The organism is Roseateles sp. GW821-FHT09G03, from assembly GCF_059416045.1.
Genome location: NZ_JBWKOK010000001.1, coordinates 478,468 through 497,457, shown reverse-complemented (window position 1 = coordinate 497,457; position 18,990 = coordinate 478,468). Strand labels below are relative to the sequence as shown.

Sequence of the window (18,990 nt, the reverse complement as noted above, 5' to 3'; positions counted from 1 at the left end):
GTTCGCCGTCCCTTTGTTCATTCCGCCGCGATCGCGTCCGGCGGCGCCGCCAGCAGCGCCTGAAGCCCTTCTTCATCGAGGACGGTGACGCCCAGCTCGCGCGCCTTGTCGAGCTTCGAGCCCGCCTCCTCACCGGCGATGACGTAGCTGGTCTTCTTCGACACCGAGCCGCTGACCTTGCCGCCGGCGGCCTCGATCAGTTCCTTGGCCTCGTCGCGCGACAGCGTCGGCAACGTGCCCGTCAGCACCAGCGTCTTGCCGGCCAACGGCTGAGGCCCGGCGGGTGCCGCGGCCGCGCCTTCCGATTGCGGGAACTCGACGCCCGCGGCGAACAGCTGCTCGACGACCTCGCGGTTGTGCGCCTCGGCAAAGAAGGCGGCAATGCTCTTCGCGACGATCGGACCGACATCCTTGACCGCGAGCAGTTGCTCCTCGGTCGCGCTCATCAACCCGTCCATGTTGCCGAAGTGCTTGGCGAGATCCTTCGCCGTCGTCTCGCCGACCTGCCGGATGCTGAGCGCGAAGAGGAACCTCGCCATCGTCGTGCGCTTGCTCTTCTCCAGCGCGTCGATCAGGTTCAGCGCGCTCCGGTCCCCCATGCGCTCCAGCGCGGTGAGCTTGGCCAGGCCGAGCTTGTAGAGCCCCGGCAGGCTGGTGACGATGCCGCCGTCGACGAGCTGGTCGACGAGCTTGTCGCCCAGGCCCTCGATGTCCATCGCGCGCCGGCCTGCGAAGTGCAGCATCGCCTGCTTGCGCTGCGCCGGGCAGAAGATGCCGCCGCTGCAGCGGTGGTCGATGCCCCCCTTCTCGCGCACGACATCGCTGCCGCAGATCGGGCAATGCCTGGGCATGCGGAAGTTGGGCACATAGCTCGCGCGCTTCGCGTCGACCTTGCCGACGACCTCGGGGATCACGTCGCCGGCGCGGCGGATGATGACCTGGTCACCCACGCGGATGCCCTTGCGGCGCATCTCGAAGAGGTTGTGCAGCGTCGCGTTGCTCACCGTCGTGCCGCCGACGAAGACCGGCTCCAGCTTGGCCACCGGGGTCAGCTTGCCGGTGCGGCCGACCTGGATGTCGATGCGGTCGAGCTTCGTGACCTGCTCCTGCGCCGGGTACTTGTGCGCCACTGCCCAGCGCGGCTCGCGCGAGACGAAGCCCAGGCGCCGCTGCAGTTCGCGGCTGTTGACCTTGTAGACCACGCCGTCGATGTCGAAGGGCAAGGCGTCGCGCTTCTCGCCGATCGTGCGGTGGAACGCCACCAGGCCTTCGGCGCCGCGCACCACCGCGCGGTCGGCGTTGACCGGCAGGCCGTAGCCCTGTAGCGCGTCCAGCATCGCGCTGTGCGTGGCCGGGATCTCCCAGCCCTGCGTCTCGCCGATGCCGTAGGCGAAGAAGCTCAGCGGCCGCTGCCGCACCAGCGCCGGATCCAGCTGCCGGATCGCGCCCGCAGCCGTGTTGCGCGGATTGACGAAGGTCTTCTCGTTCGCGGCGCGCTGGCGCTCGTTGAGCGCCTCGAAATCGTCGCGGCGCATGTAGGCCTCGCCGCGCACTTCCAGCACCGCGGCCTTCGCGCCCTCGCCCGCGAGCTTCAACGGGATCTGCTTGATCGTGCGCACGTTCTGGGTCACGTCCTCGCCGGTCTCGCCGTTGCCGCGCGTGGCGGCCTGCACCAGCACGCCGTGCTCGTAGCGCAGGCTGATCGCCAGCCCGTCGAATTTCAGCTCGGCTGCGTATTCGACCGGCGCGGCGTGCTCGCCCAGATCCAGTTCGCGGCGCACGCGCGCATCGAAGTTCTCGGCGCCGCTGGCCTCGGTGTCGGTCTCGGTGCGGATCGACAGCATGGGCACCACGTGCTTCACCGTCTCGAAGCCGTCCAGCACCTGCCCGCCCACGCGCTGCGTCGGCGAGTCCGGCGTCAGCAGCGCCGGGAACGCGGCCTCGATCGCCTGCAGCTCCTGGAAGAGCTTGTCGTACTCGGCGTCGGGCAAGGACGGCGTGTCGAGCACGTAGTAGAGATGGGCGTGGTGATGGAGGGTCGCGCGGAGTTCGGCGGCGCGCGCGGCAGCCTGTTGAGCGGAAAGCGAAGACACGGAAGCGGGCCTCGAGGGAGTCATGCGCGCATTGTGGCGCACCCCCACTGAGCCGCCGCTGGTCACGGCCGGCACCACTGTGTTTCCGAACTCTCTCGAAAGGAAGTCCGTTTCCATGACCTTCGACGTCGTCCCCGCATCCGCCTCCCTTGCCCGTCCGACGCATCGCCGTGCCGGCGCCCGCCCCCAACGCGGCGTCACGCTGCTGGAACTCCTGATCGGGGTCGGCGTGATCATCGTTGTCATGGTCATCGTCCTGATGGGGCTGCGCAGCCTGAACGCGCAGATGGACCGGTCGGCGCTGCTGCGCCAGGCGCCGCAGATCAAGGCCAACCTGGCGGGCTACGGCAGCGCGGGCGCGCTGGACTTCGCCACCTTGACCACCGTGCAGGCGCACGCCCTGGGCGCCTTCCGGCCCGAGACCGTCAGCGGGTCGGGAACCACGCTCACCGTGCAGCACGAATTCGGCGGCAGGATCTTCGCGGTGGGGTTCAACGAGGCGTTCGGGACCGCGAAGAAGGGCAAGGCATTCACGCTGAGCTACACCGGCATTCCGCAGGCGCAATGCGCGGGCATCGCGCGGGGTCTGGCGCTCGTGGCCGACGGCATCTGGGTCGGCGAGGAGACGGACGAGGCCCCGCTCAAGGCGCCCTCGACCAAGATCGTGAAGAAGCCCGGCTCCGTCGCGCCGATCAGCGTCAAGGACCTCGCCGCCGCGTGCACGACCGACCAGGGCGTGGTCACGATCCACGCGCTGATGAGCTGAGCGCGCCGATCGATGGCCTCGTCACGACTCCTCGGCGCCTGCGCGCTGATGTCCGGCGCCGCGATGGCGGCGTCGGGCCCGCCGCCACTCTCCGGTCCACGGCCGGATGCCGCCGCCGCACCGACCGCCACATCGACCGTCGGACCAACCGCAGGACCGACCGCCGCACCGGCGGCGATGACGCCGTCCCGTCACGCTGGCGGCGCGACCGCGTGGACCTTCGCGCGCGCCGACGGCACCGTCCACCAGGCGATGCAGCGCTGGGCACGCGAGGCGGGCTGGCAACTGGTCTGGGAGGTCGATCGCGACTTCCCCATCGATGCCGACGTCACGCTGCGCGGCGACTTCCTGGGCGCGCTGACCCAGGCGATGGCCGTGCTGCGCGACACCGACTTTCCGCTGCAGGCCCGCGTCCAGGCCGAGACCCGCGTCGTGCGTGTCGTCCGTTATCTGCCTGAAGGCGCCCGCCAGTGAGGACCCTCCCCGTGCCGCCATTTCCACCGTCCTCTCCACCATTCTTTCCGCCGCCCCGGTCCCGATTGCCGCAGTCTCTTTCGCGGTGCTTCTCGCGGTGCTTCTCGCGGTACCTTTCGCGGCCCTTCCCGTGCCTTGCGTGCCGCCCTCCTCCCCGCCGCCTCGTCCTCGCCGGCTGGGTGACGGCCTGCCTCGCCCTCGGCGGATGCGCGGTGCCGGCCGCGCGCCAGACCGAGCGCGCCCACCAGGACGTGCTCGATCGCGCCGGCGCATTGCAGGCGCGCTTGCGCGAGGCAGCCGCACCGCCGCCGCTGGTCGTGGCTGATCCGACCCCGCGCTTCGCGAGCCGGTCCGTCCCGCTGCGCCGCGACGAGCGGCTGCCGGACCACCTCGGCCCCGTCCGCCTGCACGCGCCGGGCCGGCTGCCGCTGGCGGCGGTGGCCGAGATGCTCTCGCGCGCCGTCGGCCTGCCGGTGATCATGACGCCGGACGCGCTGCACAGCGCCGCCGACTACGCCCCCGGTCCCGCGTCGCGACCCGCCTTCGACGCGTCGGCCGCCGCGCCCGAGGAGACGGCCGCGCTGCGCCAGGCCGCACGGGCGGGCGCCCTCCGGCTCGACATCTCCGCCCCGGAACACCAGAACACCGTGGAGATCGACCACGCCGGCCCCTTGCGCCCGCTGCTGGACCGCATCGCGGCGCAGGCCGGACTGCACTGGCGCCACACCGGGGGACGCATCGTGTTCTCCCGCGTGGTCACGCGCGCGATGCCCGTCAAGGCGCTGCCCGGCGGACTGGACGCGAACGCGGCGTTCGACGTGCTCGGCGGCGCGGAAGGCTCCGGCGGCGGATCCGCCAAGATCGACGGCAGCACGCAGAGCGATTACTGGGCCGGCCTGCCCGACGCGCTCAAGCCGATGCTCTCCCCGGCCGCGGGCCTGCAGGTGGATCCGCGCGCGGGACTGGTGACCGTCACGGATGCGCTCGCCAACGTCGAGCGCGTGCAGAGCTACCTCGACGCGCTCAACGTCAACCTGCTGCGCCAGGTCGTGCTCGAGATCGAGGTGCTGCAGGTGAGCTTCACCGACGAGTTCAGCAACGGCATCGACTGGCGCGTCATGCTGGGACGGCTCGGCCAGGGCAACCGGCTGGACCTGGTCGCGCCGGCGGCGCTCGGCCCGCTGGGCGCCGGCGCGCCCGCGGCCCTGAGCTTCGTGCTGGGCCCGTCGGGCTCGCGCGGATCGCCCAGCGAGTGGGTCGCCAAGGCGTTGCAGGAGTACGGGCGCGTGTCGACAACCTATTCCAGCGTCGTCACGACCACGAACCGGATGCCCGTGCCGGTCGGCGCGCTGCAGACGCGCTCGTATGTGCAGCGCGCGACGGCGCCGACGGTGAGCCCGGCGACCGGCCTGACCACTGCCGGCGCGCTCGAACCCGGCAAGCTCACCACCGGCCTCGGCCTGACGGTGCTGCCGGTGATCCTGGATTCGCACCTCGTGCTGCTGCAGACCGCGCTGCAGATCAGCGAGCTGCGGCAGCTGCGCGCCTTCACCAGCGGCAGCGGCCAGTTGGCGCGATCGGTGCAACTGCCGGAGACGATGAGCTTCAGCACTCTGCAGCGCATCAGCGTGCCGGCCGGCCGCACGCTGGTGCTGGCCGGCTTCGAGCGCCAGCAGACCCAGCTCGACGAGGCGGACCTCGTGCGCGGGCTGGTGCCGCTGGCGCGGCGCGGCGTGCAGACGCGGCAGGGCACGGTCGTGCTGATCACGCCGCGCCTGGTGGAGCCATGATGGGCGCGCGATCGACACCGCCGGCCGGCGCGGACGAGACCGGCGTGGCCCGGGTGATCGTCGTCGCCAGCGTGCGGTTGGCCTTCGGGCTGGAGTGGCACCCGGTGGCGCGGCCCGATGCGCCGGACGCCGACCTGCGCCATGCACGCACGGCCGGCTTCCGCTTCGTCGCGCGACTGCCGGACGGCGCCCTGCTGGGACTGGCGCGGCGGATCGACACCGGTCGCCGCGCCCGTCACCGGATGTTTGCCGGGATGCTGGACTGGATGCGGGAGCGAATGCGTCGCCGCGCCCATTCGGCCGTGGCGTTGCTGGTGGCGCGTTTCGCGGAGCGCGGCGCGGAGGCCTGTCTGATCGCCGGCGGCGCTGTCGCCACCAACGACGTGGCGGGCGGTCCGGCGGCGCGCGTGGCCTTCGTGGGCCTGATGGACAGGCGGCCGGTCCCGGGCTTCGACCGCGTGCTGCCCGATCTCGACGCCGCGATGGCGGTGCTGCAGGAGTTCCGCGACATGCATCCGGACCAGGAGGTCCGCGTCGCCAGCCACCTGCCCGGACAGGATCGCATCGGCGAAGCGCTCGCGCCGGACCTGCTGTTCGGACAACCCGACGGCGACACGCGCCTGCGGCCGTTGCTGCCGGCGCGCTGGCCGGCCGCGGTCGCCGCGGGCGTGGCCGTGTTGGGCCTGGGAGCCGGCTTCGCGATGTGGATGCGGCACGAGCGCGGGATGGAGCGCGCGGCGATGGACGCGGCGCGCCATCTCGCGGTGACGGCGGCGTCCCGCGCGCAGGCGTCCGGCCTGCGCGCCCGCCGGCTGACCCACCTGCTCGAGCAGGCGGGCCGTCCGGGCAACGCCCCGTTGGACCGCTGGCGTGCCGCCATCGCCGCACTGCCGGTGAGCCGCGCCGGGTGGACGCTTCAACAGGTCGACTGCGATCGCTCGGACGGCTGCGTCGCCACCTGGGCGCGGCATCACGGCAGCCTCGAGATGCTGGACGGATTGCCAGCCGGCAACATCGGCGCGCCGTCGATGCGGCCCGAGCTGTCCGCCGGCGAGGACGTCCTCGCGGCCTCGATGCGGACCTCGCTGGCGGACACCGCCGAGCCGCCGCTGAAGGCGGGTGAAGCGCTCGTCGCCGCCCGGCTCCCGCCCTTGCGCCTGGCCCTGAACGTCTGGGGCAGCCACCTGCAGGAACTGGCGACCGTCGGCGGCGCCGACGCGTCGCTCAAGGCGGGACCTCCGCTCGACGGCGAGGCCGGCGCGGCCAGCGCGGCGGGTCGGCCGGTGGCGGATGGGGACCGCGCGGACACCGCCGCGCAACCGGTCATCCGGATGGTCTGGCGACTGAAGGACGAGGTCTGGTCGCTGCCGCTGGTCCAGGTGCCGCCGTACGTCGTCGTGGAGACCCTCACCTTGAATTTCGCCGCGTCACAGATCAGCTATGAGCTTTCAGGATCCCTCTTCGCCCATGGCACGCATTACTGACATCCGCATGCCTGACGTCCGTGCACCTGGCGTCCGCGCGGTCCGACGCCTCCCGGCGCCCCGCGCGACAGTGCTGGCGGCCGGTCTGCTCGCGGCCTTGTCGACGGCCTGCGCCGGCGGCGACGAGCGCCCCGCGCCCGAGACCGCGCCGGACGTGACCCTGCGCCATCTGGTCGACGTGGCGCGACGCAACAAGGCGGCGGAACTGGCTGTGGCCACGGCGCGGCTGGCGGGCGGACCCGGTCCGTCCGGTGATCCGGCGCTGCCGGCGCCGCCACGGACGCCTGGAGCCGCGCCCGCTGGCGGACCCCGGCTCTGGTCGCTCGTGGCCGCCGGCGATCGCTGGCGGGCGGAGGTGCTGCTGGGCGGGCGCCTGCATGCGGTCGACGACGCCTCCGGGCCGGAAACCCGCATCGGACCGTGGCGCGTCCTCGGCCTGGCGCCGGAGGGACTGCGCGTCGAACAGGTCGCCGCAGGGGGACGGCCATCCCGTCGTCTGGTGCTGGTGCTGGCGCCGCCCGCACGAGGGTCCGCGCTGACGGGCTATCGCTTCGACCGCGTCGTGTCGCGCGCCGGAGGCAGGTCCGGGCACGTCGGCGCGGGACGGCTCGGCGATGACGCGGGTGACGACACAGGTGACGACGCAGATGACGACGGCGACGCCGCCGTCCATCGTGCCGCCGCGTTGCCCCTTTCCGCGACCCCGGCGTCCCCGGCGACCTCGGAGATCGCGTCCGTCCCGGAGCCCATCGCTCCCTCCCGCGCCTCCTCCCCTTGAGCCATTCCTTGAGCCGCCCCTTGAGCCGCCACATCGACGACCCGGCACGCCTGCCTCCGTTCGAGCGCGTGCTGTCCGCCGCCGCGGAAGCGCTGCTCGCCGCACCGTCGGCCGACGTGCTGCCGGTCGCCAGCCACAAGCAGGACCGTCTGGCGGCGCTGGCGCTGGAAGGGGGACGATTCCTCGTCGTGTCGGCGGCGGACGAGGTCCATCGGCCCGACTGGTATCGCCTCGTCCAGGCCGGGAAGGCCAGAGGCCTGACCTATGCCGGCCACCTGACGGCGTCGCCCGCGGTCTTCGCCGCGTTGCTCGCCGGCGCGGCCACACAGGCGGGCGCCCCGCTCCCTCCGGCGCCTTCCGCGCCGCTGGAGACACGCCCCGACGCCACCGCCGACGAACGACACGCGGCCGAGGCGGCCCGCGACATCGACGCCATGGTGGCGGGCTCCTCGCCGCTCGAATGGTTCCGCGCCATCGTGCAGCGCTGCCGCCTGGCCGGCGCGAGCGACCTGCACATCGAGCTGCGCGGACCGGTCGCGCTGGCCCGGGTACGCCTGGACGGCCGCATGCGGGTGCTGGACCGCCATCCGGCGCGCACCGCCCTCGACGGACTGTCGGCGGCCTACACGATGCTGGCCGAGGAGCGCTCCCGCACCGAGGTCGCCTTCAACGGCTCGGTGCCGCAGGCCGCGATGATCCCGCTGGAGTTGCCCGGGCTGCGGCTGACGCTGCGTTACCAGAGCCATCCCGCGGTGGGCGGCATGGACGTGGTGATCCGCCTGTTGCGCGCGTCAGGCAGCGGCCGCGACGACGTCGCCGGGCAACGGAACGCCGGGCACCAGGAAGCCGGACGGCCCGACGCCGGACCCCGCAGGGACGGTCGCCCGCGCCTGGCCGCGCTGGAGCCGCTGGGATTCACGCCGTGGCAGGCCGGCCAGTTGCGGGAGGCGCTGGCCTCCGCCTGGGGCGGCGTGTTCATCGCCGGCGTCACCGGCTCGGGCAAGACCACGACGCTCAACGCGATGATGACGATGCTGGCCCGGGACGGTTCGCGCAAACTCTTCACCATCGAGGACCCGGTCGAGTACGAGACCCCCGGCGTCAGCCATCTCTCCATCCAGCGCGGCACGGCCGGCGGCGCCGATCCGTTCCACGGCGCGATGCTGGCCTTCCTGCGGATGGATCCCGATGTCGGCCTGTTCGGGGAGATCCGCGACGGGCTCTCCGCCGCCATGGCCCAGGCGGCCATCCAGACCGGCCACAAGATCCTGTCGACGGTCCACGCGACCTCCGCGCTGGGCATCGTCGGCCGGCTCTCGTCACGCCTGCTGGGACTGGCGCGCGAAGACCTGTGCGATCCGGAGTTCCTCTCCGCGATGGTCTACCAGGTGCTGATGCCGATCAATTGCGAGCATTGCAAGCGCCCCGCCGCCGCCGTCATGGGCGCGGACGCGCTGCAGACCTTCCAGGCGGGATTCGGCCTCGATCCGGACAGGATTTACTGCGCCAGCGCGCACGGCTGCACGCACTGCCGGCGGCCCGGCATCGACTACGGGGACAGCATGCCCCTCGCCCATTCCACCGACACCGCCGGCCCCCAGCACGCTACCGACGCCCACGACGGCACCGCCGGCGTCAAGGTCGGCGCCGAAGTGATCGTGCCGGACCTGCGTCTGCTGGACCTGCTGCGGCAGGGCCGGGACGCCGAGGCCCGGCGCCACTGGCGCTGCCGCCGGACGGCGCCGTTCACCGATCCGGACATGGACGGCAAGGACGCCTGGGGGCATGTGCTGTACGACGTGGCCCACGGGCGCGTCGACCCCTATCACTTCGAGCGGACCTTCGGCAGCGCGGCGCTGCTGGCCCAGACGCTCGCCGCTGACGACACCTGACCCCGCCGCGGACATCGACACCGACACGAACATCGCCCCGCCATCGACCTCCGACACGGACCCGCCCCGATGACCTCTCCCCTCGACTGGCTGCTGCTGCGCGCGGCGGTCCGGCGCCTGCGCCGCCGGCGCGGCGACTTCTACTACGACCTGGCCTCCGCGCTGGAGGACCGCGTCCCGCTGTACACGATCCTGCGCAAGCTCGAGGCCCGCGCCCGTCGGCGCTCGCGCGGCGACCAGTTGCTGTACCGCCGGATGCTGCGCGCGGCGATGGGCGGCTCGCTGGCCCGCGCGCTGCATGGCATCGTGCCGCCCACCGAGCTGCTGATGATCGACGCCCTGCAGGGCGGCGGCGACGAGCGCCTGTCCCAGGGCCTGCATTTCCTGTCCGGCACTGTCGAGAAGGTCGACGGCATGTTCCGCGCGGTGCGCAAGGCGGTGGCCTATCCGTTGCTGCTGCTGGTCGCGATGACCGGCATCCTCGTGGCCTTCTCGCTGCACGCGGTGCCCGTGCTGGCCGACCTGATCGCGCCGGACCGCTGGCCGCCGCTGGGACGCGCGCTGTATGCGGTCGCCTGGACGATCCGCCACCACGGCCTGATGCTGGGCGCGGCGGCGCTGGTCGCGGGCGGCCTGTTCGTGTGGTGCCTGCCGCGCTGGCAGGGCCGCGTGCGGCGCCGGCTGGACCGGCATCCGCCGTTCAGTCTCTACCGCGACTTCTCCGGGGCGATGCTGGTCATCTCGCTGTCCTCGCTGATGCGCGCCGGCGTGTCGCTGCGGGCGTCGCTGGAACGCGCCGGCCGCTTCAGCACCCCGTGGATGCGCTGGCACCTGCGGCAGATCCTGTCGCGGCTGTCCGGGCACGAGTCGGCGCAGTTCGGCCGCGCCTTCGCCACCGGCGTGCTCAATCCCGGCATGGAGGCGCGCGTGGAGGATGCCGCCGAGCGTCGCGACCCCGTCGCCGCCTTCGTGCGGATCGGCGTCGGCTCGATCGACCGCCTGCAACTGGTCATCGCCGACTCCGCCGCGCGCCTGAACGGCGGGCTGCTGGTCGCCGCGGCCATGCTGCTGCTGTTCCTGCTCGGCGGCTTCCTGGCCACCGTCATGGAGGCGCAGAGCAGCCTCCAATCCGAGATGGGTGGGCTGTGACCACGCGGACCGTGAGGCGCGCGATCGCGGCTCCGATGCTGGCGCTTGCGGCAGCGTTGCCGGCGCTGGGCCAGAGCGTCCCTCTGGCAGGAGACCAGGCAGGAAACCGGTCAGGAAACCAGGCGGAAACCCAGACGGGACATCAGGCCGGAACCCAGCCCGGGACGAAGGTCGACAGGCAGGTGGGAAAACAGCTTGGAAAGGCCGCGGCCACCGACCGCGCCGGGCGCGCCGACGACCACCGCTTCGACCGCTGCTTCCTCTTCGCGGGCGAGCGCTACAGCGTCTCGCCGATGCTGCTGAAGGCCGTCGCGCGACAGGAGTCGGGTCTGAACCCGGCGGCGTTCAACCGCAATGCCAACGGCTCGACCGACCTCGGCCTGATGCAGATCAACTCCTCCTGGCTGCCGGCGCTGGCGCGGCATGGCGTCAAGGAAGACGACCTGCGCGTGCCCTGCGCCAACATCCTGGTCGGGGCCTGGATCCTGGGCAGCAACTTCCGTTCGATGGGACAGACGGTGGACGCGCTGGGCGCCTACAACGCCCGCGACCCGGTCAAGCGGCAGGCGTATGCGCGTCAGGTGTTGCGGCACTACGTGGCCCTCCACGAGAGGGCCGGCCGCATCCGGCTCAGTCCGCCAGGTCCGGTGACCCCGGCGCCGGCGCGTCCCCCGACGGCGGACCGCCCACGCGGGCGATCATGACCTGGTCGACGCGGTGGCTGTCGACGTCGACGACCTCGAAGCGCCACCCGTGCCATTCGACGACGTCCGTGCGCTTGGGGATGCGGCGCAGCATCACCATCAGGAACCCGGCCAGCGTGTCGTACTGGCCGTGGTGCGGGAAGTCGTCCACGCCCAGTGCGCGCTGCACGTCGGGGATGGGCGTGATGCCGTCGGCCAGGAAGCTGCCGTCGTCGCGCCGGATGATCTGCTGCTCCTCCTCGGCGGTGGAGACCAGCGAGCCCATCACCGTGCTCATCACGTCGTTCAGCGTGATGACGCCGACGACCAGCGAGTACTCGTTGACGATGACGGCGAAGTCCTCGTGCGCGTTCCTGAAATGCGTCAGCACCTCGGCCAGCGTCAGGCGGTCGGGCACGATCAGCACCTTCTTGACCAGCGCCGGCTCGGCGCGCAGCGAGATCACCTCGCCGCGCAGCACGCGCTGGAACAGGTCGGTCGCGTCGACGTAACCGACGACCTGGTCGATCTCCCCCGCGCAGACGAGGTAGGTCGAATGCGGCGAGTCCGCGATCCGCGTGCGGATCAGCGCCTCGTCGTCGTCGAGCGAGAAGTACACGACGCGCTCGCGCGAGGTCATCGAGGACTCGACGGTGCGGGTCTCGAGCTCGAAGACGTTCTCGATCACCTGCTGGTCCGCCGCCGAGACGACGCCGGCGCGCTGGCCCGCCGCGGCCAGCGCGAGGATGTCGTCATGCGTGATCGTGTTGTCCGGGCTCATGGGCCGGCCGAGCAGCCGCAGCAGGCCGTCGGCGACCAGGTTGAGCCCCCAGGCCAGCGGCCGCAGCACGATGGTGAGGAAGAGCATCGGCCGGATCAGCGCCATCGCGACGCGCTCGGGCTCGTTCATCGACAGCCGCTTGGGCAGCAGGTCCGCCAGCACGACGAAGAGGATGGTGACACAGGTGAAGGACAGCGCGAAGGCGGCCCGCTGCGCCGTGTCGATGTCGATCAGCGGCCGCAGCAGCGATTCGAAATGCGGCGTCAGCGCGCCCTCCCCGACCACGCCGGCCAGGATCGCCAGCGTGTTGACGCCGATCTGCACGACGGTGAAGTAGTAGCCGGGCTGCTCCTGGACCTTCAGCACCTGCGCGGCGCGGGGGTCGCCCTCGTCCGCCAGCTGGCGCAGCTTCAGCCGCCGCGACGCGGCCAGCGACAGCTCCGCCATCGAGAAGAACGCGCTGGCGCAGATCAGCAGGAGGATGAGCAGCAGGCTGGAACTCAAGGCGGCTTTCGGAATGGGGGAGCCGCCAGTGTACCGGGGGCCTCCTGCCGTTCCGGACCCTCATCCGGGCCGGAACGGCACGGCGCGCTGACCCATGAAGGCCAGCCGCCCACCGGGCTGATGCGGGTGCGCGGCTTGCTTGCTCCGCTCTAGACTTGTCCGATTCCGGCCTTCACAAGGGAATTTCTGCCGATGCACGCCTTGCCTGCCGGCTCCGCCGGCCAGCCCCCCGAGCCGCGCGCCGGCCATTCCGCCGACGAGACGCTCCCGGCGGTCTCCTCAGCCCCTCGCCGCCGCCATTTCCTCGACGGCGGCGGCGGGATGGGCGAGCGCATGCGCGCGCTGGACTGGCGCGCCACGCCGCTCGGCCCGCCGGACGGCTGGCCGTCCTCGCTGAAGACGGTCGTCCGGATGATGCTGGACTCGCGCTACGCGATGTGGATGGCGTGGGGGTCCGAGATGACCTTCTTCTGCAATGACGCCTACCTGCCCACGCTGGGCCTGAAGCGCGAATGGGCGCTGGGGGCGCGCTCGCAGCAGGTCTGGGCCGAGATCTGGGACGCCGTCTCCAGCCGCATCCATCATGTGCAGACGACGGGCGAAGCGACCTGGGACGAGGAGCTGCTGCTGTTCCTGGAGCGCAGCGGCTTCGCCGAGGAGACGTATCACACCTTCTCGTACAGCCCGGTCTACGACGACGAACTGCGCGTGAACGGCATGCTGTGCGTGGTCACCGAGGCCACGGACCGCGTGATCGGCGAGCGTCGTCTGCGCGTGTTGCGTGATCTCGCGGCGCGCGCCGTCGGCGCGGACGATCCCGACGAATGCGCGCGGCGCGTCTGCCACGTGGTGTCCGACTACCCGTTGGACCTGCCCTTCGCGGCGCTCTACCTGAACGATGCGGGCGGGCACAACGCGCGCCGGATCTGCTTCAGCCTGCCGGCGGTTCCGGGTGCGGCGGCGGACGACAGCGTCGCGCCCTTCCCCGAGGCGCTCAGCCTGGCCCATCCCCCGGACGGCTGGCCGCTGCGGGACCTCGGCGCCGGCGGTGCGGCCCGGGATCTGCCGGACATGCCGGCGCTGGGCGTGTCGCTCACGCTGCCGCCCTGGCCCGAGACGCTGACGCGCGCCGTGCTGCTGCCGCTGCGGAGCGCCGGCAAGGACCTCGCCGGGTTCCTGGTGCTGGGCGTCAGCCCGCGCCGGCCGCTGGACGAGGACTACCGCGACTTCCTGAACCTGGTCGCGGGCCAGGTGTCGGCGGCGCTCGCCGACGCGTCCGCGTACGAGGCCGAGCGCCGTCGCGCCGAGTCGCTCGCCGAACTGGACCGGGCGAAGACGGCCTTCTTCTCCAACATCAGCCACGAGTTCCGCACGCCGCTGACGCTGATGCTGGGCCCGCTCGAGGAACTGGTGACGGGGGCGCACCTGAACGGTCCGGCGCGGGACCGGCTGGCGCTGGTGCTGCGCAATGCCACGCGGCTGCAGCGGCTGGTGAACACGCTGCTGGACTTCTCGCGCATCGAGGCGGGCCGCTCGCAGGCGCGCTACCAGGCGACCGACCTGGCGGCGCTGACGCGCGATCTCGCGAGCACCTTCCGGTCCGCGATGGAGCGGGCCGGACTGGCCTTCGACGTCGACTGCGCGCCGCTGTCCGCGCACGCCTACGTCGACCGCGAGATGTGGGAAAAGATCGTCCTGAACCTGCTGTCCAACGCCTTCAAGTTCACGATGCGCGGCCAGGTCACGGTGCGCCTGCGCGAAGCCGGCCGCGATCCCGCGCAGGCCGTGCTGGAGGTCGCGGACACGGGCACCGGGATCCCGGCGGACGAACTGCCCAAGGTCTTCGAGCGTTTCCACCGCGTCGCGGGCGCCGAGGGCCGCACGCACGAGGGCTCGGGCATCGGGCTGGCGCTGGTGCAGGAACTGGTGCGCCTGCATGGTGGCCGGATCGAGGCGTCCAGCGTGCATGGCGAGGGGACGCTGTTCCGCGTCCTGCTCCCGCTGGGGCGCGACCATCTGCCGCAGGACCGCGTCGAACGGCTCGGGGATCGAGCGGATCCGCGCGTGAATGAACGCGTGAATGAACGGGTGGACGAGCGCGTGGATGACCGCGTGGATGAACGCGCGGACGACCCTGTGGAAGAGCGTCGCGGACGCGTCGTCGCTCCGTCGGCGAGACCGGCCAGCACGACCGGCGCGCGGGCCTATGTCGAGGAGGCGCTGCGCTGGCTGCCCGAGCCGGAGCCGCTGCGGGAGGCCGCGCAGGGACGCGCCGGCACGGACGGCATCGGCAACGACGGCGTGCACGGCGAAGGCCTGCGCGGCGACGGCTGGCCCGCGGTGGACCAGCGCTTCGCCGCGACCTTCGGCTCGCGGGTCATCGTCGCCGACGACAACGCGGACATGCGCGCCTACCTGCGCGACCTGCTGTCGCCGTACTACGCGGTCGAGCTGGCCGCAGACGGTCTGCAGGCGCTGGAGGCCGCGCGGCGCGAGCCGCCGGACCTGCTGCTGAGCGACGTCATGATGCCGAGGCTGGACGGCCTGGCGCTGCTGGCGGCCATCCGCGCGGATGCGCGGCTCGGGGGCGTGCCGGTGGTGCTGCTGTCGGCCCGGGCCGGCGAGGAGGCCCGCATCGAGGGCCTGGACACCGGCGCGGACGACTACATGATCAAGCCGTTCTCGTCGCGGGAACTACTCGCGCGGCTGGGGGCGCTGCTGGAGCTGCGGCGCCTGCGGCAATCGGCGGAAGCGGCCTTCCGGCACCGCACCGAGCAATTCGAGACCCTGCTCAACGAAGCGCCGATGGGCGTGTTCCTGGTCGAGCACGACGGCGCGGCCCTGCGCCTGCGCGAGGCCAATCCGACGGCCCGCGCGAGCTTCGGCGATCCGCCGGACCTGATCGGCGCGCGCTTCGACGCGCTGGTGGCGCGGCAATGGGGCCATCCGCTGTCGGACCAGATCGTCTCGCTGTTCCAGCGCACGCTGGAGACCGGCGACCCGTACCACACGCCCGAGTTCATCCAGGAGCGCAGCGACCTCGGCATCACCGAGGCCTATGAGTGGCAGATCAGCCGCATCCCGCTGGCGGACGGCTCGCCGGGGGTGGTGTGCTACTTCCGCGAGATCTCCGCGCACCTGAAGGCGAGGCGGCGGCTGGAGGCGGCGGACCGCCAGAAGGACCAGTTCCTGGCGATGCTGGCGCACGAGCTGCGCAATCCGATCGCGCCGATCCGCAGCGCGGGCGACGTGCTGTCACGGCTCGGCCTGCCGGACGAACGCTCGAAGCAGATGGTGGCCATCATCCGCCGGCAGGTCGAGACGCTGACGCGCCTGGTGGACGACCTGCTGGACGTCTCGCGGATCACGCAAGGCCGGGTGGAGTTGCAGCTCGGGCCGGTGCTGCTGTCGGAGGTCGTCGCGCAGGCGGTGGAAACGGCCGAGCCCCTGATGAGGGAGCGGCGTCACCACTTCTCGGTGACCACCGGCGGGCAGCCGCTGCGCGTGCACGGCGATCTGGCGCGGCTGGTGCAGTGCGTGGCCAACGTGCTCACGAACGCCGCGAAGTACACCGATCCGGAAGGCCGCATCGAACTGGCGATGGGCGAGGAGCCCTCGCCGTCCGGCGGTGCCGGCACCGCGTTGATCCGCATCAGCGACGACGGCATCGGCGTGCCGCCGGCGCTGCAGGCGACGATGTTCGACCTGTTCGTGCAGGGCGACCGCGCGCTGGACCGCTCGCAAGGCGGCCTGGGCATCGGCCTGTCGCTGGTGAAGCAGCTGATCGGCATGCACGGCGGCAGCGTCTCGGTGCACAGCGAGGGCTCCAGCTGCGGCGCACGCTTCGAGCTCAGGATCCCGTTGCTCGCGACCGCCTCGCCGCTCACTTCAAGCCGAGCAGCTTGAGCCCCGCGGTCAGGGTCTGACTCGTCGACCAGTAGTCCTTCCACGGATCGGCCTTCTGGAAACTGAGCCGGTCGCGCGCGTTGGCGAGGGTCCACTGGTCGCCGCGCTTCAGGTCGCCGAGTTCGTCCCAGGCGATCGGCATCGAGACGCCCAGCCCGGGCCGCGCGCGGACGGAGAAGGCACAGGCGGTGGTCTGCCCTTCGCCGTTGCGGAGGTAGTCCGGGAAGATCTTCCCGACGCGGTTCTTCGGCCCGCTCTTCGCCGAGAACTTCTTCGGAAAGGTCTCGGCCAGATGCTGCACGAGGGCCTGGCTGAAGGCCTTCGCCGTCGCATGGTCGTGGCGCCGCGCCAGCGGGACCACCACGTGCAGCCCCTTGCCGCCGCTGGTCTTCAGCCAGGCCCGCAGGCCGAGCTCCTTGAGCAGCGCCTGCGTGATGCGCGCGGCTTCCACGACCGCGGGGAATGCGACACCTTCGCCCGGGTCCAGGTCGATGATGAAGCGGTCCGCGCGGGCCAGCTTGTCGTCCTGCGCATTCCAGGTGTGGAACTCGATTGCATTCATCTGCGTCAGTTGCATCAGCGCGGCGGGATCGCGAAGCACGATGAGCTCGTCGCCCTCGACGTGTTTCTGGAAGAACAGCTCGCCCTCGATGCCGTCGGGCGCGCGCACGATCGCCACGGGCCGCCGGCCCAGGTGGGGCTGCATCCACGCGATCACGCTCTCGTAGTAGCGGACCAGCTCGATCTTCGTGTGGCCCGTGGAGCGGTCGATGACGCGCTCCGGATGCGTGATGCGCAGTTGCCCCGCCGCGGTCGAGGTCGATGCGTCCTCCTCGCTCGAGCGCCTGGCCGCACGCTTGATGGGCGGCTTCGGCCGTTCGGCAAGGGGCGTCGACGATGTCGACGATGTCGACGACTTGGGGGACTTCAGGGACTTCGGCATCTTGACCTCGTCGGCCGACTTGGCCGATTCACGTCCGACGTCGGTCGGCGTCTTGTCTTCGCGCTCACCCTGGAACGACGCATGGCGCACATGGCCGTCCGGCGTCCACTCCGCGAAGGCGACCTCCACGACAACCTTCGGCTTGACCCAGCGCGCGGCGCCACCGGCGCGGCCGCTGATGCGGGCCCAATGACTGCGGGCGATGGTCTGGTCGTCGAAGTGCGGCGTCTTCACCTCGAGGCGAGTGAGCTGCCGGTGCATCTCGCCGGCCTGCTTCAGTGACCAGCCGGTGCCGACACGTCCGGCGTAGCGCAGCGCGCCGTCCTCGTAATAACCAAGCAGCAGGCTGCCCAGGGCTTTCGCGCCGTCCGATCGATCCGTGAAACCGACGACGACGAACTCCTGCCGCGACTGGCACTTCAGCTTCACCCAGGCGTCGCTGCGGGCGGACACGTAGCCGCTGTCGGGCCGCTTCAGGATCAGGCCCTCGAGCCGCATCTGGCACGCGGCGGCGAGCATCTCCTCGGGCGGCACCGCGAAGTCCTCGCTGAAGCGCAGGCGCCCGCCCTCGCGGCCATCCTCGTGGCCCTCCTCGTGGCCCTCCATCAGCGCGCGCAGCACCGCGCGGCGGTGGACCAGCGGCACCTCGCGCAGGTCGTGGCCGTTGAGGAACGGCAGGTCGAACAGGAAGTAGGTGATGTCCTCGTGCCGCGTGCGCGTCGGATGGCCGATCGCGTTCTGCAGCAGGTTGAAGTCGGGCGCCCCGTCGTCGCGCAGCACGACGATCTCGCCGTCCAGCCAGCCGTTGTCGATGTCGAGGGCCGCGATCGCCTCGGCGAGCGACGGCAGCCGCGCCGTCCAGTCGTTGCCCCCGCGCGTGATCAGCCGGACCTTCCCCTTGTCGATGCGCGCCATCAGCCGGTAGCCGTCGAACTTCGCCTCGGCGATCCAGTCGCCGGGCGGGGTCGCGCTGACCAGGGTCGCGAGCTGCGGCGTGAGTTCGGCGGGCAGGCGCGCCTTCTTCGCGCGGCTCAGGTCGGGTTCAGTGGCACCTGCCGAGCCGACTTCCACCTTGGCCTTGGCCTGCCCCAGCGGATGCTGGATCACGCTGTCGGGCAGTTCGGCGGTGACGTCGTAATCCGCATGGGGGCGCTCCAGACCGTCGTGCTTCTTGATCAGCAGCCACTGCTCGCGCTTGGACGCATCGCGTGAGGTGCGGATCAGTTGCCACAGTCCGGCAAGCTTCTGTCCGTGCAGGCGGAATACAAGCTTGCCGTCGCGCAGGCCGTCGTGGGGATCGCCTTCGGGCGTCCAGGTGCCGTTGTCCCAGACGATCACCTCGCCGGCGCCGTACTGTTTCGGTGGAATCGTGCCCTCGAAGCTGCCGTAGGACAGCGGATGGTCCTCGACGTGGATCGCCATGCGGCGCTCCTTCGTGTCGTACGACGGCCCCTTGGGAACGGCCCAGCTCAGCAGCACGCCGTCGAGTTCCAGGCGGAAGTCGTAGTGCAGATGGCTGGCCCAGTGCTTCTGGATGACGAAGGACAGCGCCTGCGCCGACGACGTCGCCGAGGTCCCGGCGGCGCGGGTCGAGCCTGTCGTCCCCCCAGTCTGCTTGCGAGCGCGGCCGGGTGGATGCCCAGCGTCGTCCGGCTCGGGCGTGATCCGGAAGTCCCGCTTCTGCCGATAGCGGGACAGCGGATCCTGGCGCGGCGCGGTCGGCATCGAGCGGTTCCTCGCGTTGGCG

12 protein-coding genes are annotated in these 18,990 nt (G+C 71.7%); 9 read left to right on the top strand and 3 right to left on the bottom strand.

Annotated features, from left to right (window positions below):
• Nucleotides 1-17: 17 nt before the first annotated feature.
• A complete protein-coding gene (gene ligA / locus AC07OZ_RS02220) occupies nucleotides 18-2,117 on the bottom strand; it encodes an NAD-dependent DNA ligase LigA (RefSeq protein ID WP_495465526.1) in 2,100 nt (699 codons plus the stop codon).
• 91 nt (nucleotides 2,118-2,208) lie between these two features.
• Between ligA and AC07OZ_RS02215 the strand changes: the two genes are divergently transcribed.
• The 8 genes from AC07OZ_RS02215 to AC07OZ_RS02180 all read left to right on the top strand — a co-directional run bounded on the left by AC07OZ_RS02215 (nucleotide 2,209) and on the right by AC07OZ_RS02180 (nucleotide 11,130).
• Entirely contained in the window at nucleotides 2,209-2,859 is a 651-nt protein-coding gene (locus AC07OZ_RS02215) for a hypothetical protein (protein ID WP_495465525.1), read from the top strand.
• 12 nt (nucleotides 2,860-2,871) lie between these two features.
• On the top strand, nucleotides 2,872-3,333 hold the full coding sequence (locus tag AC07OZ_RS02210; protein WP_495465524.1) for a toxin co-regulated pilus biosynthesis Q family protein: 462 nt from the start codon (nucleotides 2,872-2,874) through the stop codon (nucleotides 3,331-3,333).
• A 212-nt stretch (nucleotides 3,334-3,545) separates the two neighbouring features.
• Nucleotides 3,546-5,123 (top strand): hypothetical protein, encoded by a 1,578-nt coding sequence (locus tag AC07OZ_RS02205; RefSeq protein ID WP_495465523.1) that lies wholly within the window; start codon nucleotides 3,546-3,548, stop codon nucleotides 5,121-5,123.
• A complete protein-coding gene (locus AC07OZ_RS02200) occupies nucleotides 5,123-6,607 on the top strand; it encodes a type IV pilus inner membrane component PilO (RefSeq protein WP_495465522.1) in 1,485 nt (494 codons plus the stop codon). The genes AC07OZ_RS02205 and AC07OZ_RS02200 overlap by 1 nt, the downstream gene beginning before the upstream one ends.
• Entirely contained in the window at nucleotides 6,591-7,385 is a 795-nt protein-coding gene (locus tag AC07OZ_RS02195; RefSeq protein WP_495465521.1) for a hypothetical protein, read from the top strand. The genes AC07OZ_RS02200 and AC07OZ_RS02195 overlap by 17 nt, the downstream gene beginning before the upstream one ends.
• 8 nt (nucleotides 7,386-7,393) lie before the next feature.
• Nucleotides 7,394-9,277, top strand: coding sequence for a GspE/PulE family protein (locus AC07OZ_RS02190; protein ID WP_495465520.1), 1,884 nt, complete (start codon nucleotides 7,394-7,396; stop codon nucleotides 9,275-9,277).
• A gap of 69 nt (nucleotides 9,278-9,346) precedes the next feature.
• Complete coding sequence (locus AC07OZ_RS02185; protein WP_495465519.1) at nucleotides 9,347-10,426, top strand: type II secretion system F family protein; 1,080 nt, start codon at nucleotides 9,347-9,349, stop codon at nucleotides 10,424-10,426.
• A 182-nt stretch (nucleotides 10,427-10,608) separates the two neighbouring features.
• A complete protein-coding gene (locus AC07OZ_RS02180) occupies nucleotides 10,609-11,130 on the top strand; it encodes a lytic transglycosylase domain-containing protein (protein WP_495465518.1) in 522 nt (173 codons plus the stop codon).
• Here the strand turns inward: AC07OZ_RS02180 and paeA are convergent.
• Nucleotides 11,057-12,394: a polyamine export protein PaeA gene (paeA, locus tag AC07OZ_RS02175; protein ID WP_495465517.1), complete on the bottom strand. Its 1,338-nt coding sequence runs from the start codon at nucleotides 12,392-12,394 to the stop codon at nucleotides 11,057-11,059. The two genes, AC07OZ_RS02180 and paeA, sit on opposite strands and share 74 nt — an antisense overlap.
• Nucleotides 12,395-12,586: 192 nt before the next feature.
• Between paeA and AC07OZ_RS02170 the strand changes: the two genes are divergently transcribed.
• Nucleotides 12,587-16,300 carry an ATP-binding protein gene (locus AC07OZ_RS02170; RefSeq protein WP_495465516.1) on the top strand — a complete coding sequence of 1,238 codons (3,714 nt, stop codon included), beginning with the start codon at nucleotides 12,587-12,589 and terminating at the stop codon, nucleotides 16,298-16,300.
• Here AC07OZ_RS02170 and ligD read toward each other — a convergent pair.
• Nucleotides 16,278-18,968, bottom strand: a complete 2,691-nt coding sequence (gene ligD, locus AC07OZ_RS02165) for a DNA ligase D (RefSeq protein ID WP_495465515.1) — start codon at nucleotides 18,966-18,968, stop codon at nucleotides 16,278-16,280. The two genes, AC07OZ_RS02170 and ligD, sit on opposite strands and share 23 nt — an antisense overlap.
• Nucleotides 18,969-18,990 lie beyond the last annotated feature (22 nt).